This window comes from Paenibacillus sp. UASWS1643, assembly GCF_008693195.1.
GTDB lineage: Bacteria > Bacillota > Bacilli > Paenibacillales > Paenibacillaceae > Paenibacillus > Paenibacillus amylolyticus_B.
This window is the reverse complement of the sequence record NZ_VXKZ01000109.1, coordinates 200,527-226,456: the sequence shown is the minus strand read 5'-3', so window position 1 is coordinate 226,456 and position 25,930 is coordinate 200,527. Positions and strand designations below refer to the sequence as shown.

At 45.0% G+C, this 25,930-nt stretch carries 29 protein-coding genes; 21 read left to right on the top strand and 8 right to left on the bottom strand.

Annotated elements, in window-relative coordinates; all coding sequences use genetic code 11:
- Nucleotides 1–236 precede the first annotated feature (236 nt).
- Nucleotides 237–623 carry a DUF423 domain-containing protein gene (locus FE296_RS16945; RefSeq protein ID WP_091032639.1) on the top strand — a complete coding sequence of 129 codons (387 nt, stop codon included), beginning with the start codon at nucleotides 237–239 and terminating at the stop codon, nucleotides 621–623.
- Nucleotides 624–747: 124 nt separating this feature from the next.
- Here FE296_RS16945 and FE296_RS16940 read toward each other — a convergent pair whose 3' ends face one another.
- Nucleotides 748–1,320 (bottom strand): hypothetical protein, encoded by a 573-nt coding sequence (locus FE296_RS16940; protein WP_091014625.1) that lies wholly within the window; start codon nucleotides 1,318–1,320, stop codon nucleotides 748–750.
- Nucleotides 1,321–1,911: 591 nt separating this feature from the next.
- On the opposite strand from FE296_RS16940, the gene FE296_RS16935 reads away from it, so the two are divergent.
- The 3 genes from FE296_RS16935 to FE296_RS16925 all read left to right on the top strand — a co-directional run bounded on the left by FE296_RS16935 (nucleotide 1,912) and on the right by FE296_RS16925 (nucleotide 3,455).
- Nucleotides 1,912–2,172, top strand: a complete 261-nt coding sequence (locus FE296_RS16935) for a hypothetical protein (protein ID WP_150365751.1) — start codon at nucleotides 1,912–1,914, stop codon at nucleotides 2,170–2,172.
- A 145-nt stretch (nucleotides 2,173–2,317) separates the two neighbouring features.
- Complete coding sequence (locus FE296_RS16930) at nucleotides 2,318–2,923, top strand: hypothetical protein (protein ID WP_150365750.1); 606 nt, start codon at nucleotides 2,318–2,320, stop codon at nucleotides 2,921–2,923.
- A gap of 229 nt (nucleotides 2,924–3,152) precedes the next feature.
- Nucleotides 3,153–3,455: a YunC family protein gene (locus FE296_RS16925; RefSeq protein WP_150365749.1), complete on the top strand. Its 303-nt coding sequence runs from the start codon at nucleotides 3,153–3,155 to the stop codon at nucleotides 3,453–3,455.
- A 127-nt stretch (nucleotides 3,456–3,582) separates the two neighbouring features.
- Here the strand turns inward: FE296_RS16925 and mtnA are convergent, their stop codons facing one another.
- Together mtnA and mtnK are read right to left on the bottom strand one after the other, a co-directional pair.
- Entirely contained in the window at nucleotides 3,583–4,656 is a 1,074-nt protein-coding gene (gene mtnA / locus FE296_RS16920) for an S-methyl-5-thioribose-1-phosphate isomerase (RefSeq protein ID WP_150365748.1), read from the bottom strand.
- 23 nt (nucleotides 4,657–4,679) lie between these two features.
- Complete coding sequence (gene mtnK, locus FE296_RS16915; RefSeq protein ID WP_190945303.1) at nucleotides 4,680–5,897, bottom strand: S-methyl-5-thioribose kinase; 1,218 nt, start codon at nucleotides 5,895–5,897, stop codon at nucleotides 4,680–4,682.
- 296 nt (nucleotides 5,898–6,193) lie between these two features.
- On the opposite strand from mtnK, the gene FE296_RS16910 reads away from it, so the two are divergent.
- From FE296_RS16910 to FE296_RS32835, 10 genes are all read left to right on the top strand, one after another.
- A complete protein-coding gene (locus FE296_RS16910) occupies nucleotides 6,194–6,655 on the top strand; it encodes a Dps family protein (RefSeq protein ID WP_017689542.1) in 462 nt (153 codons plus the stop codon).
- A gap of 126 nt (nucleotides 6,656–6,781) precedes the next feature.
- On the top strand, nucleotides 6,782–7,357 hold the full coding sequence (locus tag FE296_RS16905; protein ID WP_150365746.1) for a DUF1802 family protein: 576 nt from the start codon (nucleotides 6,782–6,784) through the stop codon (nucleotides 7,355–7,357).
- Nucleotides 7,358–7,738: 381 nt separating this feature from the next.
- A complete protein-coding gene (gene sufC / locus FE296_RS16900; protein ID WP_062833524.1) occupies nucleotides 7,739–8,521 on the top strand; it encodes a Fe-S cluster assembly ATPase SufC in 783 nt (260 codons plus the stop codon).
- A 25-nt stretch (nucleotides 8,522–8,546) separates the two neighbouring features.
- Nucleotides 8,547–9,851 carry a Fe-S cluster assembly protein SufD gene (gene sufD / locus FE296_RS16895; RefSeq protein ID WP_091032628.1) on the top strand — a complete coding sequence of 435 codons (1,305 nt, stop codon included), beginning with the start codon at nucleotides 8,547–8,549 and terminating at the stop codon, nucleotides 9,849–9,851.
- On the top strand, nucleotides 9,848–11,068 hold the full coding sequence (locus FE296_RS16890; RefSeq protein ID WP_150365745.1) for a cysteine desulfurase: 1,221 nt from the start codon (nucleotides 9,848–9,850) through the stop codon (nucleotides 11,066–11,068). The genes sufD and FE296_RS16890 overlap by 4 nt, the downstream gene beginning before the upstream one ends.
- Nucleotides 11,058–11,489: a Fe-S cluster assembly sulfur transfer protein SufU gene (sufU, locus tag FE296_RS16885; protein WP_017689537.1), complete on the top strand. Its 432-nt coding sequence runs from the start codon at nucleotides 11,058–11,060 to the stop codon at nucleotides 11,487–11,489. Before FE296_RS16890 ends, sufU begins: the two co-directional genes overlap by 11 nt.
- 20 nt (nucleotides 11,490–11,509) lie before the next feature.
- A complete protein-coding gene (gene sufB / locus FE296_RS16880; RefSeq protein ID WP_091032622.1) occupies nucleotides 11,510–12,907 on the top strand; it encodes a Fe-S cluster assembly protein SufB in 1,398 nt (465 codons plus the stop codon).
- A 207-nt stretch (nucleotides 12,908–13,114) separates the two neighbouring features.
- Nucleotides 13,115–13,630 carry a jacalin-like lectin gene (locus tag FE296_RS16875; RefSeq protein WP_223868913.1) on the top strand — a complete coding sequence of 172 codons (516 nt, stop codon included), beginning with the start codon at nucleotides 13,115–13,117 and terminating at the stop codon, nucleotides 13,628–13,630.
- A 209-nt stretch (nucleotides 13,631–13,839) separates the two neighbouring features.
- Nucleotides 13,840–14,559 carry a M23 family metallopeptidase gene (locus FE296_RS16870; protein WP_150365744.1) on the top strand — a complete coding sequence of 240 codons (720 nt, stop codon included), beginning with the start codon at nucleotides 13,840–13,842 and terminating at the stop codon, nucleotides 14,557–14,559.
- A gap of 151 nt (nucleotides 14,560–14,710) precedes the next feature.
- Entirely contained in the window at nucleotides 14,711–14,851 is a 141-nt protein-coding gene (locus FE296_RS32835) for a hypothetical protein (RefSeq protein WP_017689533.1), read from the top strand.
- Nucleotides 14,852–14,984: 133 nt separating this feature from the next.
- Here the strand turns inward: FE296_RS32835 and FE296_RS16865 are convergent, their stop codons facing one another.
- Both FE296_RS16865 and FE296_RS16860 read right to left on the bottom strand, forming a co-directional pair.
- A complete protein-coding gene (locus tag FE296_RS16865) occupies nucleotides 14,985–16,034 on the bottom strand; it encodes an HD-GYP domain-containing protein (protein WP_150365743.1) in 1,050 nt (349 codons plus the stop codon).
- A gap of 123 nt (nucleotides 16,035–16,157) precedes the next feature.
- A complete protein-coding gene (locus FE296_RS16860) occupies nucleotides 16,158–16,904 on the bottom strand; it encodes a molybdenum cofactor biosynthesis protein (protein WP_150365742.1) in 747 nt (248 codons plus the stop codon).
- A gap of 120 nt (nucleotides 16,905–17,024) precedes the next feature.
- Between FE296_RS16860 and FE296_RS16855 the strand changes: the two genes are divergently transcribed.
- The 7 genes from FE296_RS16855 (at nucleotide 17,025) to FE296_RS16825 (ending at nucleotide 23,797) form a co-directional block, all read left to right on the top strand.
- Entirely contained in the window at nucleotides 17,025–18,455 is a 1,431-nt protein-coding gene (locus tag FE296_RS16855) for a bifunctional metallophosphatase/5'-nucleotidase (protein ID WP_150365741.1), read from the top strand.
- Between the two features lie 108 nt (nucleotides 18,456–18,563).
- Nucleotides 18,564–19,649, top strand: a complete 1,086-nt coding sequence (locus tag FE296_RS16850) for an HD-GYP domain-containing protein (RefSeq protein ID WP_223868912.1) — start codon at nucleotides 18,564–18,566, stop codon at nucleotides 19,647–19,649.
- Between the two features lie 220 nt (nucleotides 19,650–19,869).
- The gene (gene yfkAB / locus FE296_RS16845) at nucleotides 19,870–21,006 is read left to right on the top strand and encodes a radical SAM/CxCxxxxC motif protein YfkAB (protein WP_150365739.1); all 1,137 of its coding nucleotides are present in this window, start codon (nucleotides 19,870–19,872) and stop codon (nucleotides 21,004–21,006) included.
- 46 nt (nucleotides 21,007–21,052) lie between these two features.
- Complete coding sequence (locus FE296_RS16840; protein WP_124113810.1) at nucleotides 21,053–22,405, top strand: hemolysin family protein; 1,353 nt, start codon at nucleotides 21,053–21,055, stop codon at nucleotides 22,403–22,405.
- Nucleotides 22,406–22,629: 224 nt separating this feature from the next.
- Entirely contained in the window at nucleotides 22,630–22,869 is a 240-nt protein-coding gene (locus FE296_RS16835; protein WP_124113811.1) for a spore coat associated protein CotJA, read from the top strand.
- Complete coding sequence (locus FE296_RS16830) at nucleotides 22,859–23,134, top strand: spore coat protein CotJB (RefSeq protein ID WP_124113812.1); 276 nt, start codon at nucleotides 22,859–22,861, stop codon at nucleotides 23,132–23,134. The genes FE296_RS16835 and FE296_RS16830 overlap by 11 nt, the downstream gene beginning before the upstream one ends.
- Before the next feature lie 93 nt (nucleotides 23,135–23,227).
- On the top strand, nucleotides 23,228–23,797 hold the full coding sequence (locus FE296_RS16825) for a manganese catalase family protein (RefSeq protein ID WP_091014606.1): 570 nt from the start codon (nucleotides 23,228–23,230) through the stop codon (nucleotides 23,795–23,797).
- Between the two features lie 173 nt (nucleotides 23,798–23,970).
- On the opposite strand, the gene FE296_RS16820 is transcribed toward FE296_RS16825, so the two are convergent.
- From FE296_RS16820 to FE296_RS16810, 3 genes are all read right to left on the bottom strand, one after another.
- The gene (locus FE296_RS16820; RefSeq protein WP_150365738.1) at nucleotides 23,971–24,963 is read right to left on the bottom strand and encodes a 3-oxoacyl-[acyl-carrier-protein] synthase III C-terminal domain-containing protein; all 993 of its coding nucleotides are present in this window, start codon (nucleotides 24,961–24,963) and stop codon (nucleotides 23,971–23,973) included.
- Nucleotides 24,964–25,017: 54 nt separating this feature from the next.
- Nucleotides 25,018–25,368, bottom strand: coding sequence for a hypothetical protein (locus FE296_RS16815; RefSeq protein ID WP_124113814.1), 351 nt, complete (start codon nucleotides 25,366–25,368; stop codon nucleotides 25,018–25,020).
- Between the two features lie 187 nt (nucleotides 25,369–25,555).
- Nucleotides 25,556–25,924 carry a carboxymuconolactone decarboxylase family protein gene (locus tag FE296_RS16810; RefSeq protein WP_150365737.1) on the bottom strand — a complete coding sequence of 123 codons (369 nt, stop codon included), beginning with the start codon at nucleotides 25,922–25,924 and terminating at the stop codon, nucleotides 25,556–25,558.
- Nucleotides 25,925–25,930: the final 6 nt, after the last annotated feature.

The window sequence follows — 25,930 nt, the reverse complement described above, 5'->3', positions numbered from 1 at the left end:
CAATGAGTAATAGTTCTTTCTTAAAATACAACGATTACATACCTGTTTACTTTTCCATAATTATTGATAAAAATCAAGGATTTACGCCAGTTTTCTACGATATTTAGGGTAGGGATAGGTTTAGTAAGTATAAACAGACATATGATCTATGAAGCTACACCCGAACTGGTAAAGGAGGAGTGGATTCGCTACAATAATAGGAGTGAAGTGTAGTTGAATTAAGGGAGAGAACTTACATGCAACGAAGATGGATGATGCTTGGAGCTGTAATGACCATGCTGTCGGTGGCGATTGGTGCGTTTGGTGCTCACATGCTCAAGGATACGATTGGACCGGCGGCCATAGCTACATATGAGACAGGTGTGCAATATCACATGATTCATGCATTGGGTCTGCTCATTATTGGCTTGACGGCTGGTCAACTTGGAGCATCGACAAAACTGAAGTGGGCAGCGCGTTTGTTGTTTATCGGAATTATCGTGTTCTCTGGCAGTTTGTATGTGCTTAGTATTTCTGGCATCAAGATTCTGGGTGCCATCACACCGATTGGTGGGGTAGCCTTCATTGCCGGATGGTTGTTATTGGCATTAGATGTATGGCAGCGAGGTAAGGATCGCTCCTGATGGGTCCAAACAAATCTCGGAGGGTTCAATCCTGCATGAACCATAGAACTAAAAAAGCAACTTGCGTTAGAATGTCCCCTCATTCTAACGCAAGTTGCTTTTTGTTTTAATCCGATGAAGTTAGTTACAGAAACTCATCGATTTCATTGGTTCGGAACGTATACACCTGTTTTTCATCGACATGATATATGCTCACAATACTGGTATCTCGATCAAAATTCAGAATACGGCAAGGAATGCTCTGATGTTTACCGTTTTTGTTATTGACAACAATACGGGTGAGTTTATTCTCTTTAATGAGCGTGTCAATCCACGCGTCAAACGAGTTTCCATCGGAGACATTGGATGTTTGGGTGGCAGGCTTTTTCTCGCTAACCGGTTTTTCTTGTTGATTCTGTGTTTTGACTGGAGCAGGTGAGGCAGGTGTTTGAGCTGCAGTGGACGCCTTCTGTGCTGCGTTGGCTTTTTTGCGTTCGTTGTGAAGTGTGACGAAAGAGTCCTTCTTGGACTGGAGTGTCGCTTCAATAATTTTGCCTAGCTCTATGCCGGATTGAATCCGAAAGTCCGCAATTTGTTCTTCATTGTTTATGAACTCCAACAGGGACTGCAGTGCCAATGCATTTGAGCGGCTCTTAATAAGTATATCGACATTAAATAAAAAGCCGATGTCCTCTTGATTGGATAAGGTTTCTTTCATTCATCCCAGCCCCGTTAAAAAGTATGTCAGCTCAAAAAAACGCTTCAATTCACTATATCATTAAAAAGGAAATTATCATAGTGCTAGAGACGCAGAAATATGCCGAAACAAATGGGTGAATATCACAAATAAACCTTATTATTCACGTCTTTTAGAAGTGTCCACAAGACAATCCAGAATGAGGAAAACAACATTCGTGAACTGTGAAAGAGGAGGTGGATCGGGAAATTTGTTGACCGATGCAGCCCATTATTGTTGGAGAGCACGCATTGGCATGTACGGAGCAACTACCGTACCTCATTTTGGAGTAGAGTCGCAAAGTGCTGTTACACGTAAATAATGAACCCATATGAGACAACATTCATTAGTTTTCAAAAGTGTTTAAAAGGAGTTGAGAACGCTAAAAAAAAATCAATTGTGACTGTATTTTATGACGACCCCCGTAAAGGCTGTGCTTTTGCTTAACTTCCCTTTATTATGTTGATCTCCAATAGCTCATGCCCGCTCTAAATGTTTGTACTCTGACGTTTAACAACTGTCTTCTCGTTATTATGTTACAATATGCTCATCACACATTAAGGAATGAAGAACATGCATCAAGCGGACAGTGTATTTGAACAGATTATGAAGCAGAAAAGATTGAAGCCTGTCAAGCCCGAAACTACAAAAGTTCAAGTGAAACCAATACATAAAAAGAAACTAGCTCAGGAGCAATTAAGTGAATTGGATGTTCAGTTCAAAAAGTCGGTAGCTGAATCAATAGATCGAAGTGTACTTCATAGACGTGTACTGGGAATTAGAAGAGATTTAACGGAGATAAGGCGATTAAAGAATGATGAGCATACGTTTTAAGTTTGGCCCAATTCAACTCACCTTGGGTGAGGGGGCTTTTATTGGTGTTTATTCCCTGCGTTCTAATCCCTTCTATCAAATCCCATAGACCCGCTCCTTTTGGCATGGTATAATCATTCCATAATTTAGGAGATGAGGTCTACATATGAAGAAGTTAGTTTTGTCGTTTTTAGTTTTATTATTGTTTGTCGTTTCAACTACATATGCACCAGCAACAGCAACTACTAAGTATGATTTTAAGAACGTAAATTGGGGAATGACAGTTAATCAGGTTAAAAAGAAAGAGAAGTCGAAATTGTTGGATACAACCAAAATCAAGGATATCTCACTACTGGAATACAAAACAACGGGATTCAGAGTAAACGCAAAACTAGTATACATATTCTATAAAAATAAATTAGTACGGGCAGTATACGAGATTTATCCTAATGATTCTAAAAAAACTACTATGGACAAGGTCTATAAATACTTCAGTATAAAACGTGACCTCTTTGACGAATATGATGCTTCAATTAACTTCCAAGATGGTTTAACTCCAAATGGAAAACGAGTTCATTATGACGATGATATAGAAAAAAATCTACTCTCGGGTGCGGTTGCTCTCGAATCTAATTGGGTGATTGACAAGAAAAAAACCAGTATTAGTTTGATGTTGGCCAGGGTTACTGATGCTGTAAGACTTAGAGTAATATACACAGATTATAATTTGAAGTATGACCTTGATGAACTTATAGACGATCAAAAATATTAATGATTATTATGAGAGCTGCCTCATTTCTGAGGTGGCTTTTTATTATATGTTCATGTTGTGTGTGAATTAGCTAAACAAATATTCCGACACTATTGGGAGGGGGCAACCTTTTAGCCGTCTGAACTGTAAGTACCTACATTTTCTCAAACACGGCAGGTGTCCACACGACAATCCACAATGAGGCATACAATTATCGTGACCTGTGGAAGAGGAGGTGGATCGGGAAATTATGGTGACGATGGAGCCCATTGTAGTTGGAGAGCATGTATTGGTAGGGGTAGAAGTCAAACTGCCCAAAACAACGTTGTTGACCATTAACACATCCAAAGGATATATCATGTGCGGAGCACTCGACGTGGGATTACTTAATGAGAAGCTCGGTGATCGCAAAATTATTGCGGCTCGGGCGGTTGGTGTGCGTACACTGGAGCAATTGTTGCATGCACCTATGGAGTCGGTGACAACAGAAGCCGAGGCCATGGGCATTACGGTTGGCATGACGGGGGTAGAGGCTTTGTTGAGAATGATCTAAGACGCTAAAGAAGGGCTCCCCATATGGGAAGCCCTTCTTTAGCGTCTTAGCGTTCTAATACAGAGCCGGGCACATCAGTAGCTACTAGCTCTACACACGAACTTTTTTCTTGAATACTCTTATTAAATTAAGCTTCTTCCTTTGCGAACAAGGCAGCCAGATTTTCTTGGAAAGGTGCGCGAACAACGCCTTTCTCCGTGATAATAGCTGTTACATATTCGTTAGGCGTTACGTCAAATGCTGGATTGAATACCTTGATACCTTGTGGTGCGGTACGTTTGCCAAATCCTTCAGTCACTTCCTCCGCAGCCCGTTCCTCAATCGGAATAAGATCTCCGGATGGAGTAGACAAATCGATGGTTGACAATGGGCTCGCTACATAAAACGGAATATTGTGAGCCTTGGCAAGCACGGCTACGCTGTAGGTTCCGATTTTGTTAGCCACATCCCCATTCGCAGCAACACGATCTGTTCCGACGATAACGGCTTGAATCCAGCCTTTAGACATCACCATGCCTGCCATGTTATCACAGAGCAGCGTAACGTCAATGCCGGCTTGCTGTAACTCAAATGCAGTTAGGCGCGCACCCTGAAGTACGGGACGAGTCTCGTCTGCAAATACTTTCAGGTGAATGCCACGTTCCTGTGCGAGATACATTGGAGCAGTTGCCGTACCATATTTCGCAGTAGCCAGTCCGCCTGCATTACAGTGAGTGAGAACACCCATGCCATCTTCGAATAAAGGCAGTGCATTTTCGCCGATCATGCGGCATACTTCTTCGTCTTCCTTCTGAATTAACAGAGCTTCTACTTCAAGCGCAACATTGCCCTCATCAAGGCTCAGGCCGGATTCAACGACCTCATTTGCTTTTTGCATCATGCGATCCAGTGCCCAGAAAAGGTTCACCGCGGTTGGACGGGAAGTAGCCAGATGAGCACATATGGATTTCACGTGGTCCAACCAACCTTGAACAGTTGTTCCGTCATATGATTTGGCACCCAATACAACACCAAATGCAGCAGCAATACCAATCGCCGGAGCACCGCGTACTTTCATGGAGTGGATGGATTCCCATACTTCCTCGGGTGTATACAGTTTCAACATGAGGATCGTTTCGGGCAGCAGACGCTGGTCAAGCATTTCAAGCTTGTCCTTTTTCCAAATGAGAGAGGACAGAGGCTGATATTCAGGGGTTGTCATGGGTGATTCCTCCGTTCCTTATGTTAAGCCTTAGTAGTAGTAACAGCTGTGGATACAATATCCATTACTTCGCCGATGGTATTCAAGCGACGATTGTTCTTGATCAATGCTTTACCAATGGACAACGCTTTACGCTGAGCATGTTCACGTTCGGTCGCATTTGGAATGGTATCTATATCCGCCACGTGAGCGAGTCCCACGATACGACGAACCATTTTGGCACCTGCAAAGCCGATCGAATCTCTGAACAATTGTTGCACATACAGATCCTGATAGCCTGGCGTTTTTGCCATCGGATCAACGAGGTCGTTAACCCAGAGGACACGGAAACGAGATTCGAATTCAGTCCATACATCACGAACCATATTCAGCATAATCGTCTCACGCTCACGCAAAGCAGTCTCATTCTGAATCCATCCTGGCAGGGATGCGTAATTCAAGAGCAGGTTCGCGAGGACTGCACCGACATCGAATCCCATGGGGCCGTAATATGCAAATTCGGGATCGATGACCTTTGTTGATTCAGGTGTAACAAAAATACTGCCTGTATGCAGATCTCCATGAAGCAGTGCCTGCCCATGTGTCAGGAATTTTTCCCGTAGTAATGCCACTTCAAGGTGAAGCTCTCCATCTGTGCGAAGGGCTTCAGCCTCGTCTTCAATGGAAGCATCATAATTATTTTTCTCGGCGATCCGATAGGGTTCATCAAAGATCAGATCCTCCGTTATTTTGCATTGGTCCGGATTAATGAATCTGCCCTGTTTTTCCTTCTTCAATTGCTGATCCATGCCCAAGTCGGATGTGAAGAACAGCGTTCTTGCCATGAATTCCCCAATATGCTGTGCAAAAAGAGGATAGGAAACACCTTCGATCAAGCCTTTGCGCATGATCACATGATCACTCAGATCTTCCATAACCGTTAACGCGAGGTCATCATCGTAATGATACACTTCGGGTACCATCCCTGGACACAGACGATACTCTTCCTGAAGAATCTCACGTTCAATGCGGGCACGTACCAGAGAGAGCGGCCATGATTCTCCAACCACTTTCGCATAAGGAAGCGCCTGTTTGATAATGATACTTTTATCGGAGTTCTGATCCGTGATGTGGAAAACCAAATTCAGATTGCCGTCGCCGATCTCGTGACAATCCAGATTCGCATCTGCCGCAAATGGACCCGGTAATGTTCTGGCCAGTTCAATTGCATCCTGGGGGGTAAACGGGCGATATTGGGACAAAGGTGCCACCTCCATATATATGAAGAAACAGGAAAACCCACTTCTTTGCTTGGTATATGTCAGTATATCGGAAAAAGCACGGTTTTTGAACTTTTTTTTGAGACAAGTCAAGTTGATCCTGATTCGAACTTCCTGTTCAAGGGTAAAAACAAATAGGCCGGACGGTTGAGAGAAACGCCGTTAGCAAGCCTCTCCGCTACGTGCGGTGAAACATTATTAACTCTCTGTTATGCATTGCGGGACAACCTGCTTACCACGGCATGACAGACTAATTTTAAATAAAGGATGGGATTAATATGGCTACAAAAAACAAAACAGATCAAGCAAAATCGGTGGAACAAGTACTTAATCGTCAGGTTGCTAACCTGAACGTATTGTATGTTAAAATCCATAACTATCACTGGTACGTTAAAGGACCTAACTTCTTCACGTTGCATGTGAAATTCGAAGAGTTCTACAACGAAGTTACAGTACAAATGGATGAAATCGCAGAGCGTATCCTTACGCTGAAAGGTAGCCCAGCGGCTACAATGAAAGAGTATCTGGAGCTTTCTTCTATCCAGGAAGCAGCAGGCGGAGAAGACGCGAAGACGATGGTGCAAAACTTGATCGAGGACTTCGCTACACTTTCGAATGAATATCAGGAAGGTATCGAAGTTGCAGATGCAGCTGAAGATCAACCAACATCCGATATGCTGACAGGCTTCAAGGCTGATCTTGAGAAACACATGTGGATGCTTCGCTCTTTCCTGGGTTAATATAGCCAAGATTTTGCCTAATACAAGTGGTTCTCTTACGTAAGCTTTCTGAGCTCGGATCTTTGTTGTCAGAAACGCTATGAGCGTCTATACTGCTGACAAGAACGATAGGGGAGGGAACCGCTTATGTTAGAACCAACGATACCTGCTTTAAAAGAATGGGCTTCTGCAATCAAAGCACTGGAAACGGGTCGCCAAATTATGGTGATGCGCAAGGGTGGTATTGTAGAGGAAACCCGACATTTTGAGCTGAAAAGTCCGGCGTTTTACCTGTATCCGACTTATGAACATCAGCGTAAAGAACTGATTAAGTCCTCGGATCAATCCTATGTTGAAGAATCACTGGCCGAATGGGTGCCCGAAGCTTCGACAATCCGTATTACTGCATATGCCGAAGTAACGCAGGATCTGGAGATACGAGATCAGGAGATGCTGGATCGACTTCTTGACTTTCATATGTGGACAGCGGATTTTGCCGAAGACCGTTTGAAATGGAAACGGAAAGATCCGCTCCATGTATTGATTCTACGTGTGTACCTTTTGAAAGAACCGATGGAAATCCCCGTACTGCCTGGATATAACGGTTGTCGTTCATGGATTTCTATTCCGAATGGTCCGGTGCCGCGCGAAATGACGCCGGCAGTGGACGTTGCGGATTTTGACGAACAGGTACAGAAGATTAACGAGATGCTCAAATTGTAATATTATTTGTAATATTATTAATGAAGGGGCTTGTCCATAATATGGATAAGTCCTTTTTAGATTAGTGTATAGCAGATACGATAAAAGCTTGATTTTCTGTGATTTTTCTCACTGTCTATCTCGGCGGGAGATGTTTTCTCATTTGATTCAATCTGGTATTTATTATAGAATCAGAAAGAATAATGTTACCTGCAAGGAATATACACTCTGAGGAAATAGCTTGATTATCATTGAGAATCAGTTTAGAATTATTCTAAAGTGTTCTTGCTTTAAGGAATCGAGTACAAGAGAAATTCAGGGGAAGCCCTGTTCAGATATAATAGGTGCTTTTTCGTTTTCGACAGTAAACATCAATTTAATCAATGGAGGGAAACAATACACATGGCTACGAATTTCGTCATTGAAGGTCTGAAAGCGACGATCGAAGGTAAGGAAATCCTGAAAGGCATCAACCTGGAAATGAAAGGTGGAGAAATCCACGCAATCATGGGTCCGAACGGAACAGGTAAATCAACTCTGGCATCTGCATTGATGGGCCATCCCAAATATGAAGTAACTGACGGTACAATTACACTTGATGGTGAAGATGTATTGGATATGGCTGTAGATGAGCGTGCACGTGCAGGTCTTTTCCTGGCTATGCAATACCCAAGTGAAATTGCAGGTGTTACAAACTCCGACTTCTTGCGTAGTGCAATTAACGCACGTCGTGGCGAAGGTAACGAGATTTCCCTGATCAAGTTCATTCGTCAAATGGAAGGTAAAATGAAAGAACTCGACATGAACCCTGAGTTCGCTCACCGTTACCTGAATGAAGGTTTCTCCGGTGGTGAGAAAAAACGTAACGAGATTCTGCAAATGATGCTGCTTGATCCGAAAATCGTAGTACTTGATGAAATTGACTCCGGTCTGGACATCGATGCTCTGAAAATCGTAGCAAACGGTGTAAATGCAATGAAGAGCGAAGATCGTGGTTTCTTGATCATCACTCACTATCAACGCCTGCTTAACTACATTACTCCTGACTACGTACACGTTATGATGCAAGGTCGTATCGTGAAATCCGGCGGACCTGAACTGGCACACCGTCTGGAAGCTGAAGGATATGACTGGGTTAAGGAAGAGCTGGGAATTACAGACGAAACTGTAGGTCAAGAAGCGTAAAGACAAAACGGAGGAGGATTAATCAATGACTACACAAACAATTCTTCCGGTTGAATCTGAAGCGCTTCGCGCCTTGTCGGAAAGCAACAATGAACCCGGCTGGTTGACCGAACAGCGGCTCGAAGCTTTAAAGCTTGCGAGCGGGCTTGCGCTTCCTAAACTGGAAAAACAAAAAATCGAACGCTGGAATGTCAGCGAGTACGGAACATATAAAACAAGTGAAGCTATTTCTTCTTTGACAGAAGTACCTGCTTCCATCAAAGATCTGGTTCAGGATCAAGCTGAAGGCAGTCTGGTTATCCAGCGCAATTCCGGTACGGTATACTCCAAGGTGTCTGCTGATCTGGCAGCAAAAGGGGTTATCTTTACGGATCTGGCTACAGCGGTTCGCGAACATGGCGATCTGGTAAAACCATATCTGAACACAGCGGTGAAAGCGGATGAGCATTCTCTCGCTGCATTGCATGCGGCACTTTGGAATGGCGGGGTCTTCCTGTATGTTCCGAAAAATGTCGAAATCGAAGTACCACTGCAAGCAGTGTTGCTTACGGATGACGCTTCTGCAACGTTTGCACCTCACGTGCTTGTAGTTGCAGAAGCAAACAGTTCAGTAACTTATGTTGATAACTATGTATCTGGCGAATTGTCCGCACCTGTCTTCCATAATGGTGTTGTGGAAGTATTCGCAAAATCTGGTGCTAAAGTACGTTTTGCATCGGTTCATCAACTGAGTGTGAATGTAACTGATGTTTCATTCCGTCGTGCAGTGTTGGAGAATGATGCTTCCATCGAGTGGATTGTAGGCGAAATGAACAATGGCGACACAGCGAGCAACACGATGACCGTGCTGAAAGGCAATGGATCAAGTTCTGATTCCAAAGTCATCGCTGTAGGTTCCGGTTCGCAGAAAATCAACTACACAACGGAAGCTCGTCACTTCGGCAAGAATACACCAAGTCAGATGATTACACGTGCAGTTATGCGTGAAGAAGCTTCTGCAATCATCAACGGGATCACGAAGATTGAGAAAGGCGCTACCAAAGCCGATGGACAGCAGACAGAGAAAGTGTTGATGCTGAGCCCTAAAGCACGTGGAGACGCCAACCCAATCCTCCTCATTGATGAGGATGATGTAACAGCAGGTCACGCGGCTTCTGTTGGTCAAGTCAATGCCGAGCAGATTCATTACTTGATGTCGCGCGGAATTAACCGTACGGATGCCGAACGCCTGATCATCTATGGCTTCCTGGCTCCGGTGGTGGCGGATATTCCTCTGGAAGCACTGCGCACCCAATTGCAGTCCCTGATTGAGAAGAAGCTGGGACAATGAACCCGTCCATTCGCGAGCAGTTCCCGATCCTCCACCAGGAAATTAACGGACACCCGCTCGTATATTTAGATAGTGCTGCGACTTCACAGAAGCCTCATGCTGTGATCGAAGCAGTCAAACATTATTATGAGTATGAGAACTCCAACGTACATCGCGGTGTTCATACCCTTGGAAGTCGTGCAACCGACGCTTACGAAGGCGCACGTGAGAAGGTAGCCAAGTTTATCAATGCCCGTCGTACACAGGAAATTATTTTTACTCGCGGCACAACGACAGCCCTGAATCTGGTGGCTTCATCATATGCCCGCGCCAATTGCAAAGAAGGCGATGAAATTGTTATCACGCAAATGGAGCACCATAGTAATCTGATTCCTTGGCAGCAGGTTGCCAAGGAGACAGGTGCAACATTGAAATACATCCCGCTTCAGCCTGATGGTCATATTGAATTGGCTGATGTCGAGAAGACGATTACGAACAATACTAAAATTGTAGCAATCGCTTATGTATCCAATGTTATGGGTCTGATCCATCCTGTGAAACAAATTGCTGAAATTGCACACCGCAATGGTGCTGTCATCGTTGTTGATGGCGCACAAAGCACACCTCACATGAAGGTGGACGTTCAGGACCTGGACTGTGATTTCTATGCATTATCCGGTCATAAAATGTGCGGACCAACCGGAATCGGTGCACTCTACGGCAAAAAGGCGCTGCTGGAGTCCATGGAACCCATTGAGTTCGGTGGTGAAATGATTGATGATGTGGGTCTGTACGAATCCAACTGGAAAGAGCTTCCCTGGAAGTTCGAAGGCGGAACCCCGATTATCGCAGGTGCGGTAGGGTTGGGAGCTGCCATTGATTTTCTGGAGCAGATTGGTATGGATGAGATCGCACATCATGAGAGTGTACTGGCAGCTTGTGCAACAGAAAGACTGGCCGAGATCGATGGGTTAACCATCTATGGCCCAGCCAAGCGGCATGTGGGTGTTGTTACCTTTAATCTGGGGGATGTTCATCCACATGATGTGGCAACCGTGCTGGATGCGAGTGGCGTAGCCATTCGTGCCGGACACCATTGCTGTCAACCGCTAATGCGCTGGCTTGAAGTTAGCTCAACAGCTCGTGCCAGCTTCTATCTATACAATAACGAACAAGATGTAGATCGGCTTGTCAGCGCCTTAATCCAGACAAAGGAGTATTTTGGCGATGCAACTTGATGATCTGTACAGACGTGTTATAATGGACCACTACAAAAACCCGCGTAACCGCGGAACATTCGATAATGACGCTGTCACGGTGAATTTGAACAATCCAACGTGCGGCGACCGGATTTCACTGCAAATTTTGCTGAAAGACGGAATCGTTCAGGAAGCCAAATATACGGGTGAAGGCTGCTCCATCAGCATGTCCTCTGCATCGATGATGACGGAGGCTGTCAAAGGCAAAACGATGGAACAGGCACTCGATATCGCTAACCGTTTTTCCTCACTGATGAAAGGTGAAGAAGTCGATTTCGACGATTATGAAGATCTCGAAGCCCTATCCGGTGTGAACAAGTTCCCTGCACGCATCAAATGTGCCACTCTGGCCTGGAATGCATTACGCAAAGGGATTGACGAAGAGAACAAAGTACAATAACGATAGGGAGGTAGAGCAAGATGGCTAAAAAAGCACCAGAAATGGAAGAGTACAAATATGGTTTTCGCGACGAGCACAAATCCATCTTTCAAACCGGTAAAGGTCTGACTGCAGAAGTGGTTACCGAGATTTCCAAGATTAAGAATGAACCGGAATGGATGTTGGAATTCCGTCTGAAATCCTTGAAACAATTCGAAAAGATGCCAATGCCGAAATGGGGCGGAGATCTCGACGGATTGGATTTCAATGATATTCAGTACTACGTTCGTGCTTCTGAAAAACAAGGTAAAACATGGGAGGAAGTTCCTTCCGAAATCAAGGAAACCTTTGATAAATTGGGTATCCCTGAAGCAGAGCAAAAATTCCTTGCAGGTGTATCGGCTCAGTATGAGTCCGAGGTTGTATATCACAACATGCAAAAGGAATTGGAAGACCAAGGTGTAATCTTCATGGATACGGATACGGCTCTCAGAGAGCATCCGGAAATCCTTCGTGAATATTTTGCAACAGTTATTCCGCCAGCAGATAACAAATTTGCTGCCTTGAATAGTGCGGTATGGTCCGGAGGAAGTTTCATCTACGTGCCTAAGGGCGTTAAATGTGAAGTGCCTTTGCAAGCCTACTTCCGGATTAACTCCGAGAATATGGGACAATTCGAGCGTACACTCATCATTGCGGACGAAGACAGCTTCGTTCACTATGTAGAGGGCTGTACAGCTCCGATCTACAGCACGAACTCACTGCACAGTGCGGTTGTTGAGATCATTTGTAAGAAAAATGCCCGTGTTCGTTACACAACGATTCAAAACTGGGCACCAAACATCTACAACCTCGTTACGAAACGTGCGGTAGCAGAAGAAAATGCAACGATGGAATGGGTCGATGGTAACATCGGTTCCAAACTGACGATGAAATATCCAGCGGTTGTACTGAAAGGCCGTGGAGCTAAAGGTTCCGTACTCTCCATCGCTGTAGCTGGTAAAAACCAGCATCAGGATGCAGGTGCGAAAATGATCCACTTGGCTCCGGATACAACATCTACGATTGTATCCAAGTCCATCAGTAAACATGGTGGTAAAGTAACGTACCGTGGTTTGGCTTCCTTTGGACGTCAAGCTGAGGGCGCGAAATCCAACATCAAGTGTGATACACTCATTCTCGATAATGAGTCTACATCGGATACAATTCCTTACAATGAAATCATGAATGATAACATCATGCTGGAGCATGAAGCTACAGTATCCAAAGTGTCTGAGGATCAGCTCTTCTATCTGATGAGCCGTGGTCTGACTGATGCGGAAGCAACACAGATGATTATCATGGGCTTCATTGAGCCATTCACGAAGGAATTGCCAATGGAATACGCTGTTGAGATGAATAGATTGATCAAATTCGAAATGGAAGGCTCTATTGGTTAATTCAATACAGCGCGTTTTGAAGCCGTGAAGCTGAATCTTACTGTTGATGTTAAGCGGTAGTAGGGTTCAGGTGATCGCTTATGAATATAAGAAAGATCAAGGGAGATACTCCCTTGATCTTTTTTTTGTTGCCCAAACAAGACGATGAGTAAGTGGTATGTGGGATCAAGGGGTCAGATATTTCTGACTGAAATCCAGAGCTACCGTTTGGAAAATCAAACGTTTCTTGACCCGAGCGGCAAGCAACTATCTGATCACTATCCAAATACAGCGGAATTTGTGTACAGCACATCTTCTCAGTACCAACTAAGTTCAACAATCGGAGGGTCTGGAGGAACTGGGTTTAATGATCTAAATCAGATTCCGGAGTCCAGACCTAGCTCAGTGGTGCTTAACTCGGGCAACCGTGTAGACGGCATTTCAACGTTGTACAAGGATGGAACGAACCTGGCACATGGTGGTCAATCCAACATTGCCACACTGAACTTGGCAGACGGAGAGTACTTAACCCAGGCAACCATTAGTCAGGGGACACGAAATGGAGATAAACGGATCTTTTACGTGGAGTTGTCGATCAATCTTGGAAATGAGATTGAAGGCGGACAAAAGACATCGGATCAAATTAAACTTGAGGCACCAGCAGGGTGGTATATAGCCGGATTTTATGGAAGAGCAGGTCAGGAATTGGATCAGCTAGGGGTCATATACAGACCTCTCAATTAGGAGTTTGTAGTGGTTAAAATAAAAACATAGTATATGTAACTGATAGAAGAATCATATTAGCAGAGCGCGTCGCTTGGGATATACGTTGGAGAGGCCATAAGGTTTCCCTAATGATATTCTGAGCGGTATTTTTGTGGAATAAAATAAGACCAATAGCACAAGCCATTTCATAGATTTAAGCATTTAATGATAGAAAAGGATGTGAGTGTATGAGCGTAAACCCTTTCGAGGGCTATCGGATTACAAGTTCATTCGGCTATCGAATTCATCCTATTCATGGTGGACAGACATTTCACCGCGGGATTGATCTCGTGACAGAGCCTTGGAATGGCCCCGTCTATGCCTTTATGGAAGGTAGGGTACGTTTTGCTTCCGAAGGAGTTACAGGCTCCGGATTCGGCGGTTACGGGCTTACAGTTGCCCTTCAAGATCATCGTGGCTACTTGCATTGTTATGCGCACCTTTCACGTATTGCTGTAAGCGTTGGACAGCAGGTGAAGCGAGGCCAGCTTGTTGGTAATCAGGGGAGCACGGGTCAGAGTACTGGTCCGCATGTACATTATGAGATTCGTAAAACAAGTGCACCATCTTACGGATATACAGCCAGCGAAGATGGTGTGACGGAACCGGGTGCGTATCTACAGGCCGAATACGGAACTGCATCTCAGGAACAGGAGGCTCCGCCGATGACCACTGAGCAGAAGAAAATGTTTGAAGCCATGCAGAAAACGCTGGAGATTCAAGGGGGATGGATTCAGCAACAGAAGCAACTATCCAATATGGATTGTCCCGCATGGGCACAGCAAGCATTTGATTATTATCGACCGTTTATTATGAACGACAAAGGCAGTTATGAATTTTGGAGATTACTTGTTATCATGTACCGCAAGGAAAAAGGCATCCAGGTTCATTCGGATTCCGACACATAGATCCCTGCAAAGAACAAGGGAGTAGCAGAAGGTTGATCCACTCAGGCAGATGCAGACAGACAACCCTTTATCGAATGTTGCCTATTCGCCCGGTTCATTCCACCGGAAACGTCATATGTTAGGGTATACCTGATGAAGAGGAGGCAATCACATGAGCGAAGTAGGATATGGCTGTGGTGGCAACGTAGGCGGAGTAGGCGGCGTTGGCGGGTACAATATGTTCACAAACACTGGTGCAATCTTGGTACTGTTCATTCTGTTGGTTATCATCACAAAAGCATTCTGCGTGTAATCCAACATGATTGAATCGGAATAGACAAAAGGGAAGCCGATTACGGCTTCCCTTTTGTCATATGCCAACCTATGAGTTGGTTATTTCAGTTACCTATGGGTTTCTTCGTATACATGCTCTGTACAATGAACAGTTACTGTACATAGATCTCAACGATAGCAATATCTCTTTCTTTCGCTAAATCGATAAAGGCCGTAGAGGTCTGAACGAGTGGTCGGAAATAATCCGCAGGATTATTCATGACAATGAGTCCCGTCTGACCCGTGGTGAGCAGAACCCTTTTACCGATAAAATTAGGCAGCATATGCTTGATCAGTTCCTGTGTTGCTTCAGCATTTAACTGACCAAAGCTGAGGCTGTACAGTTCACATAGAACAGAGATCAGTTCCTGTTTGGTCTGGTACACCCGATTCGTCGTCATGGCGCTGTAAACGTCTGCTACAGCCGTTATACGGGCATATGGGTGGATCTCGTCTCCTCGCAGTCCATGAGGATAACCACTTCCATCCTCGCGCTCATGATGCTGAAGTGCAACCGTTGCCAGAATTTCATCCTGCGTGGATTCTTTAATGATATTGTACCCATAGAATGTGTGTTTCTTCATTTCGTCAAATTCTTCCGTGGTCAATTTACCAGGTTTATGTAACATTTCAGAAGGAATCTTGGACTTGCCGATATCATGAAGATATCCTGCTTTGGCTACCGTTAGACATTCCTCGGGGTTGTAACCCATCCAGCCGGCGATATAAAAAGCGAGCATTCCGACTTGCAATGAATGGTTGTACGTATAATCGCTATCCCCGTCCAGCATAAGCAACAAGGAGACAACATCTTTTTGTTTTTCCAACTGTTCTGTTAGGGTAAACAAAATCTCATCGACCTGTGTCTCATCAATAAAACCCTTCTCCATTGCTTGTTGAAATAGAGATTCAGTACCTTTGATCGTATCGTTAAACAAGTTAGTTAACAGACGGGTTTGATCGGAAGGTAAGGTTTGTGCATCAGAGTGTAGGTCGGATGTTGTGTGTTCTACATCTGCGTACTCGATTCCATGTTGCAACAGTTTGGATAAGTCATCTTCACTGAGGGTGGAACCTTTCATCAGCATGTGGAGACCCGAACTGTTGTATACATCATTTTTTAACAGGTCACCCGGTTTAAGATCAGTAACATGCACTCTCACGTATAAACCACCTTTTCTCGACTAATATCGACACATATAATTATAATAACAAGAAAAAAATGGGTTGACAACGACTTATTTACTATTAACCCACTCGGTCTAAAAGGTGTAAAGGCTCATTATTTAGTTCTCCATGGGGTTCCATGGTCCTAATTGGTGTCCTTTCCATTCAGATCCATCTTCCCAAATTTCCTTTTTCCAGATCGGAACGGTCTGTTTGAGTCTCTCTATAGCGTAACGGCTTGCATCATAACAGTCGTTGCGATGAGGCGAGGAAACGGCAATGACTACGCTAATCTCTGCCACATCCACTTTGCCGATTCGGTGACTGATTGCACATAACACACCAGGCCAGCGATCGGAGATTTCCACACCAATGGCCGCCATCTGAGAAAGAGCCATCGGCACATAGGCCTCATATTCAAGGTGGACGGTGCGCTGTTCACCGGTCATTTCACGAGTCGTACCTACAAAAGTAAGAGCTGCCCCGTGATTCGGGGTAATCACTAGCGCCGTTGTTGCTTCCACGGACAGGGTGGACTCTGTGATCAGAAATAAGCCATCTTCAGTCCGATGCTCTTGGATGGTAGAGCGAAGCTTTTCATCAGTTATATCCGTACCATCGCCTCCAGAGACGGGAGGGATCAACGCAAGTTCATCTTCTGAGCTAAGTATAGTATCGGCAGGAGCGTACTGCTGGTTAACTGCCAAAAAGGATGTCCTTATCTGAGAAGCTGCCTCTGGGTAGGCAAGACTCAGTTTTTCTTTTAAATCGGCAGCAGTTGGAATGTCTCCAATGTACTCAAACTCCAGAAGGGATGTATTTAAACGTTCTGCAATGCCTGCAAATAGTTGAATTGTCAATTTCATAGATATGACTCACCTCTTTTTGATCTCTAAACCCTTTAAATATATCATAACGACGCGGAAAATGTTATGCTTATCCATTAGAAGAATGAACGTTTATTGAAGAGCAGGGGAGGCGGTGTGATGAGCACCAGGGAGAAGCAAACGTTGACGATTCTACACACCAATGACATCCATAGCCACTTCGGTTCCATGAGCACCATCGCCGCTATGATCAATGAGGAACGTAACCAAGGTGGCAACTTCCTTGTATTGGATATCGGCGATCATATGGACCGGATGGCCGTTGAAACAGAAGGAACACTGGGTACGGCTAATGTTGATGTTATTAACCTGACGGGCTACGATGCCATTACAATCGGTAACAACGAAGGACTAACCTTTACGCCAGATCAGCTCTCGCAGTCCTACGCTGGTCTTCTGTGTCCTGTGGTATGCGGCAATGTTGTGGAGCAAGATACTGGACTTCCACCAGTGTGGATGAAACCTTCTCTGATTGTGGAGAAAGGTCCATTTCGCGTTGGTCTGCTGGGGGCAACTGCCCCTTTTACCACGTTTTACGAACTGCTTGGGTGGGATGTTCTGGACCCTGTGGAGTCACTAAGAGCTCAAGTGGAAGCATTACGTGATGAAGTGGATGTGGTGGTTGTTCTTTCACATCTGGGACTTTCGACAGATCGGAGACTGGCGGAGCAGATTACTGGAATTGATGTTATTCTCGGTGGACATACCCATCATGTTCTTGAAGAACCATTAGTCATTGGTCAGACCGTGCTGGGTGCAGCCGGGAAATTTGGTCAATGGCTTGGGAAAGTGGTTCTGGAACGAACAAGCGTGGGAGCACCTCTCCAACTGGTAAGTAGCGGTTGTATGGCTGCCAAGAGTATATTACTGGATGATCGGGTCGCTCTGGCAATCGCTACAAATCGTACGGAAGCCGAAAGGACACTCAATCAGACGGCAGTGATAACGGATCGGGTGCTGCCCATCGCGTATGACCGGGAATCCCCGTTTGCAACATTGCTTGCACAAGCTGTTCGTCATTTCACGGGGGCACAGCTGTCTCTGGTGAATGCAGGTCAGCTTCTCGGAGATCTTCCACAAGCTAATATTACAAAAGGAATGTTGCATTCCCTATGTCCATCTCCTATAAATGCTTGTACAATATGCTTGAGTGGAAGTCATATTCGTGAAGCACTTGAGCAGTCCTTGTTGGACGAGTTTTCAGGTAAGCCCATTGTGGGATTTGGTTTTCGTGGTCATATTCTAGGCACGTTATGTATGGACGGAATGGAAGTTCAATACAATCCACATGCGCCAGCCTATGAGAAGATCCAGACCATATCCATCAATGGGGAGCCTATGGACGAACAATGTGAGTATATCGTTGGGACACTGGACATGTTTACGTTCAATGTGGGGTATCCTCCTCTGGCTCATGGAACCCGTACGCTCTATCATCTTCCGGAATTCATACGCGATTTGCTGGAAACGGAAATAAAACGACCAGGGGCTCTGGACGACAGCCTGCGAGCCCGCTGGCATCAAAGCTAAATTAAAGTACTTGCCTTCTGCTGAAGCGGCGGCTAGTGGTAATTACATCTACGGAGCGGGAGAGGATAGGCTGTGCGTTTAGTACATATAAACTTATTGCAGCCTGGCATGAAGCTGGGAAAACGTATTTATAGTGAAGAAGGCCTTGTATTACTTAGTGAGGATGTAGAGCTAACCAGTCGATTGATTGGACGCCTTAAGGATCTCGGGGTCGGTTATGTGTATATTAAAGATGCTGCGACAGAGGACATCATCGTTCCTGAAATGTTGCAGGAGGAGACCCGAAGGAAAGCACTGGTCGAGATCAAACAGCAATTTCAGAGTATGTCAGGACTGAAAACCAAAAATCAGATTCCTCATTTCGGTAAAGCGCTTAGTGGTGTGATGAATGCGATTCTGGAAGACATCGGCAGTCAGAAGGAAGCCATGATTATGCTGATGGACATGAACTCCAGTGATTTTGACCTGTATAACCATTCTCTGAATGTATGTGTGTACACGCTGGTTCTTGGTGTTGCTTCGGGTTACACACGCCAGCAATTAATGGAGATTGGTCTGGGCGCTTTGTTGCATGATATCGGCAAAACACAGATTGCACCAGAAATTTTGCATAAACCCTCCAGATTGAGTGACGAGGAATTCAAAGTCATTCAGCAGCACACTACATATGGACACCGTATTCTCAAAGATGAACCAGGTATACCGCTTCTATCCGCGCATTGTGCATTGCAGCACCATGAACGAATTGATGGCAGTGGATATCCCTTTGGTTTGAAAGACAAGGAAATTCATGAATATGCCAAATGGATTGCGCTTGCTGATTCGTATGATGCCATGACAACGAATCGGGTGTACAAGCAAGCCTTGCTGCCGCATCAGGCAGTAGAGGTGTTGTATACAGGTTCAGGAACCCTCTATGAACAACGGATGTTGGAAAAGTTCAGGGATTGTGTTGCGATATACCCAGTAGGTATTTCAGTCAAGCTCAGCACGGGAGAGGTTGGAGTAGTTGCATCAATTCATTCACGTGTTCCTCAACGTCCGCTTATCCGTGTTCTAAAAGATGCGGACGGCCAGACTTTATCTTCGCCTTATGAAATTAACCTGCTGACAGCGCTGTCTGTGATGATCACAGGTGTAGAGGGTGTGGAGGATACACCTTCAGCGGCTCAAAGTGAACAGGTGGAAAGCTGAACAACTTGAAGGATGATTAGCGCTCATGTCGTAATATCCGGGCCGTTTCGTAATTCGGTCCAGAGTTGCCTGAGCGTTCTTTGTCATGTAATGGACAGGGTCTGCGTATGCCGGAGCATTCAAAATTGTGCTATGATAAAAGATAACTCCAAAAAGAAAAACACAAGGTATGATGTAAATAAAACTTTTTAGGTTAATAAAAGGAATAAGGTGAGGAACAATGACCATGCTAAACTCAGGATCGGTACAACTGATGCCTTTATCGCCAACGAATGATCCATGGGATCCGATCGGCTCTCTGCGTACATATGGACGCCATGTGCTGACCAGTGTAGAAATGACCGTGACACATCTGTGCAATATGAGGTGTGAGCATTGTGCCGTGGGAGATATGCTTACGATGCGTGAAGCGCCGGCTCTCCCGCTTCCTCTGATGCTGAAACGATTGGATGAAGTGGAGCATCTGCAGACAATTAGTCTGACGGGTGGCGAGCCAAGCTTTAGCCAGAAAACAGTGGATGAGATGATTATCCCGCTGCTCAAATATGCCAAGGAACGTGGAATTCGTTCCCAGATCAATTCGAATTTAACACTGGATATCAGCCGGTATGAGCAACTTTTACCTTATCTGGACGTTATGCATATCTCATTCAACTATCTGAATGCTGACGATTTCCATCAAGTTGGATTTGCGAATAGTGGCAGACCTGTGAAACGTGAAGTAGCGGTGAAGATGTATGAGAAAATGATTGAAAATTCACGCAAACTGAGTGAAGCAGGCATGTTTATCTCTGCGGAATCGATGATTAACTTCCGTACGCACGACAAGCTGGATGGTATTCACCAATTGATTCGTGAGATGGGCTGTGTCCGTCATGAAGTGCATCCGATGTATAATTCGAACTTTGCTTCGTCACTGCCCGTGTTATCACTGGATCATATGAGAGCAGCGATTCATCGTTTGCTTGATGTGCGTGACAAAGATATGTGGATGTTATTCGGGACTCTGCCATTCTTCGCGTGCAGTGCAGCAGAGCAGGATCGTGAACTGATCAACCGTTTATACAGCGAACCAAATGTGACAGTACGTAACGATCCGGACGGACGCAACCGCGTTAACGTTAACATGTTCACGGGTAATGTGTATGTGACGGATTTTGCGGATATCCCGGCGTTTGGTAACATTCGTGATCGTAAACTGGATGAAGTGTTCCATGAATGGTCAGCTGAACATCCGTTGAATCAAACGGTCAATTGCCATTGCGATATTGCATCCTGTTGCGGACCAAACCTGCTAGTGGCAGATATGTATTACAAGGGTGTAGATTTCAAATCTAGAAAGGCAATCACACGTTGATATTCCAGGTGTATTCCTGAAATAGATAGAAAAGGGGAGTTTCAACTTGGATATTCATACCGAATTTCATCTTGGACAGCTGGTATTTAATCTGGTCTGTGTCTTTTTGCTCGTATTTTTGAATGGCGTATTTGTTGCAGCGGAATTTTCCCTTGTGAAAGTAAGGCAGACACGCTTAACTCAATTGCAGAGTGAAGGAAATCGTTTGGCTGGTTATGCACTGAAGGTGAATAGTAAACTGGATTCCTATCTATCGGCAACTCAGTTCGGGATTACATTGACATCGCTTGGACTCGGGTGGCTGGGAGAACCAGCCATCTCTGAATTGCTCGTTGAGCCTCTCATGTTTAAGCTCGGTGTAGGAGATACAGGGCTTATTTCGACCGTGTCGGTCATTATCGGTTTCTGTATCATTACGTTTCTGCATATTGTGTTGGGTGAGCTTGCGCCCAAATCGTTAGCAATTCAAAAAACAGACGGAGTGGCATTGTTTCTATCTGCGCCCTTGCTGTTGTTCTACAAAATCTTCTTCCCTTTCATCTGGGTACTGAATGTATCGGCTAATGCATTGCTGCGTCTGGCGGGTATCGAACCTGCCAGTGAAGGAGAAGCTCACTCGGAAGATGAACTTCGAATTCTGATGAAGCAGAGTGCTAAAAGTGGTGTCATCGATAAAGATGAGATCAAACTGATGGACAACATCTTTGATTTCTCCGACATGCTGGCACGTGAAGTGATGCTGCCACGTACAGACATGGATTGTCTGTACACACATATGTCTTTGGAAGAGAACCTGGAGATCATTAATGCTACCAAACATTCCCGGTATCCCGTAGCAGTAGAAGACAAGGATGAGATCATTGGATTTATACACATCACCGATCTGTTGCTGGCTAAACCGGAGCAACAACATGATCTGGCTTCACTCGTCCGTCCAATCTTAAACGTTCCTGAATCCATGGAAATCAGCCATGTGCTGCGTCTGATGCAGAAGAAACATTCTCAGATGACGCTGGTTGTGGATGAATATGGCGGCACAGCTGGATTGCTGACTGCGGAAGAAATTCTGGAAGAGATCGTTGGAGACTTGTATGACGAGTTTGAGGATGAGCGTCCGCATATGGAACGCAGTGGAGATTCCTTTTCCATTGATGGTCGTTCGCTTATTGAAGAAGTTCATAAGTGGACCGGAGCCATCATTGAGGATGAAGAAGTGGATACCATTGGCGGATGGCTTTTTAAAGAGCTTGGAGGTAGTCCAGCCAAGGGTAAAACTCGGGAGCTGAATGGATACGTCTTTGAAGTGGAAGAGTCTTCTCGTTTGCGAATTACTCGGGTTCGAGTGTACAAGCAATCTGTTCCTCAAGACATGAATTCGGAAGATCAGTCAACACAATAAACAGACCTCAAACAGACCTCAAACAGACCTCAAACAGACCTCAAACAGACCTCAAACAGACCTCTGAAAGTACCGCCATTGTGTGGGGCTACAGAGGTTTTTTTGATGTGTGAGCTAAAAGGGGATTAACTTACCGATTTGAAACATATGGATATAGAGACGGGAAGCAATCGTTTGAAATGTATGTTGGATGCATGCAAGCATTGAGAAAGGAGAGTTGTTCTGTGAAAGATCCGCAGCTTCGTGCTTACGCCCCGTTTGTGGGGCCGTTTGACCCTTGTCCGCCTGTAGAGATTCGAACGTATCTGGTTCCTCCGCAATTATTTATTCCATTTCAGCCTATGGGCTGGCCGCAGTACAGCCCAGCAGAAGCCTTAAGAATTGGAACGTTGTGGCCTGCATTATACAGCCCTTATACACCAGCAAGATCGAAAGGGAGGAAGGTGGAATTGGATGGAGCCTGAAGTGCCCAAAGCCTGTGATGCAAGGTATTATGAGCTGTTAGAGGAGCTCCAGGCACTGGACTTTGTATTAGTTGAGCTGAACCTGTATCTGGACACCCATCCGGGTGACTTTCAGAGTATTGAACAGTACAACAAATTCAGTCAGGAGCGCATGAGAGTTGCACATGAATTTCAACAAATGTACGGACCGCTGATGAACTTTGGTCATGCATTCTCCAAATATCCTTGGGAGTGGTCACAGACACCGTGGCCATGGCAAGTGTGAAATAACGCCTCGGGTTTCCGTGCACAACTGTAAAGCCGGGGACTCGGGGAATATGCCAGCAATTTCAAATTCATTCTAAAAGGAGGGCTCTGCATGTGGGTGTATGAGAAAAAATTGCAGTATCCTGTTCGGGTTAGCAAATGTGATCCTCATATGGCAAAATTGCTGGCTGAACAATATGGAGGAGCGGATGGTGAGCTGGCGGCAGCTCTGCGGTATTTGAACCAGCGGTATACCATTCCGGATAAAATTATCGGGTTATTAAATGATATCGGCACAGAGGAATTCGCTCACTTGGAAATGATTGCTACCATGATCTACAAGTTGACCAAGGACGCGTCGGTAGAGCAACTGGAAGAAGCGGGACTCGGGCCTAACTATGCTCAGCGTGATTCTGCCTTATTTTACACGAATTCCTCAGGTGTACCTTTTACTGCAGCATACATTGCTTCGAAGGGAGATCCGATCGCGGATTTGTACGAGGATATTGCAGCAGAAGAGAAAGCCCGGGCTACATATCAATGGTTAATCGATCTGACCGATGACGTGGATTTACAGGATAGTCTGAAGTTTCTGCGGGAACGGGAGATCGTGCATTCGTTAAGGTTCCGGGAGGCCGTGGAGATTCTGAAAGACGATCGGGATACAAAGAAGATTTTTTGAACAGGTGGAAAATAGGAACCTGGCAGTCCGGTGAGGGCTGCTTTTTGCTTTGAAGAAATGGAGAGGCTAGAAGAAGTGTATGTGCTGAAATGTGGATTGCTTACATATAAAAAGACGATCCTCTTTGGAAGAAAGAGAACCGTCCTGTTTATTATATTTTGGTGAAGTAAAGCCTAATATTCAACCACCATGGCAACATTTTGCCACCCGGCTCCAACGGTCCAGAACAGAACTTTGTCACCACGCTGAATCTGACCGGTTGTAACCGCTCGATGTAATGCAATGAACGGACTGCTGGTTGAGGTATATCCGAACTCATCTCCGATATAGACGGCAATATCGTTACCAATGCCGATGTTTTCGGATACAGCCCGAATGTTACTAATAGATAGTTGGGAGAAGCAGGCGGCTCTGATCTCATCTGGTCCAATCTCGTTACGTGTCAGCAAAGTACGAATGGACTCGGAAGCGGCATCCACACAGATGGAATCATCAAATGGGATGAATTTCACATGAAAGGCACCCGCATCCACACCTGTTTTGCCGAGCTTTGCCAAGCCTTCTGCAGGAAAAAGAGAATTACCATACACACAGGTATCCGTCTGATAGATGGAATCAATGAAACCGACAGCATGTTCATCCCGCTCTACAATAACCGCCGCTGCTGCATCACCGAAATTAGCGAAGTATACGGGATCATCTGGACTGGCGTGAGGAGCCACGTAATCCGAGCCGATGATTAATGCCCGGCGAATTCGAGGATTGCCCAGCATCTGCCGGCTAACCTGTTCGAAAGCAGCGGTCATGCCTGCACAGTTCGCGTTACTGTCAATACAGATCGTGTGAGAAGCTCCGTTAATCAGGCGATGGATCATCAGGGAATTCGTAGGAAAGATGTATTCTGGCGTTTGGCTTGCATAAGCAATCAGATCAATATCTGCACCGGTGAGTCCGGTTTTTTCCAGTAGGTTACTGGCTGCTTCAAAGGCCATGCTTAGTGAGTTTTCGTCATCGTTGTCAATTTTATAACGTGTATCACGACCAAGTGCCTGTAACAATCCACGAATATCTACACCTCTTGCATCAAAATGTTCAATATAAAAATCATTGTGCACCTTGGTTGCTGGATGATAGATATCGATATCTACAATACGAATTCCGGCCATCTTCATTCTCCTCTTGAGCGGAAGGGTGAATTCACAGCTTGTCCGCCTGGTTTATTAAGTGGTAACGGTAGATATGATTTCGAGATTGTCCAGGCCGACAGACCGACCAAGTCGGGACAATTGCATTTTTAGAATCGCGTTGTTCTCGAGGGTCAACACGACTTTTTTATATTCATCTTTTTTGAACAATTGAAGACAGCCTTCCAGAAGAGGAACAATCTCCGGAGCAGTAACATTCAGCTTTTTGCAATCGATGTTCAGGTCATACTCCTTGGTGTTAATAGGAGCGATCGTATCCTGATAGGCCGAGATGGAACGCAAACCGTCTTCTTGAGAGAATGAACCCTCCAGTTCAATGTTTAACACCTTGTTTGGAACGTCTGTCTTCAGAATGAAATTTCCCATGCTTGATCTCTCTCCTTTAAATGAGTTAAGGCTATCCTGTTAATGGATATACAGCTCCATAGGACCTTTGCTGAAAGCTTCTAAGATGAGAGCTGATTCGAAGGATAATTTAACCATATTATAAAGGTAGGAATGTAAAAAGATCAATAAAAAAGTCGAATCATGTATAAAAATGTAGAAAAGTGAATTACTGTATTTCGTCCAAGGTGGCAAGCAAAATATTAAATGCACTTATAATGCGTGGAGCACCCACACATGGCGCCAGATGTAGCAATATTCCCTTGAGCTGATCCACCGTCACTCCCACGCTTAGAGCCATCGTGTAATGTACGCCCAATTGTTCATACTGTCCTTGGGTGATCAACGAAGAGATGATAGCAACTTCCTTCCATTGTTCCGAAATCGTGGTGCGCTGAAAAATATCCCCGTATGCCGTCCCCATAATAAATTCCGACAATTCGGGAAAATGTTCTTTGATGGGGGCGAGGGCTCTTGCACCGTACTCACCAGAAAGCTTCGCGAAACGGTCTAGCCCCTGAGTTACATGTTCACTCATGATCTG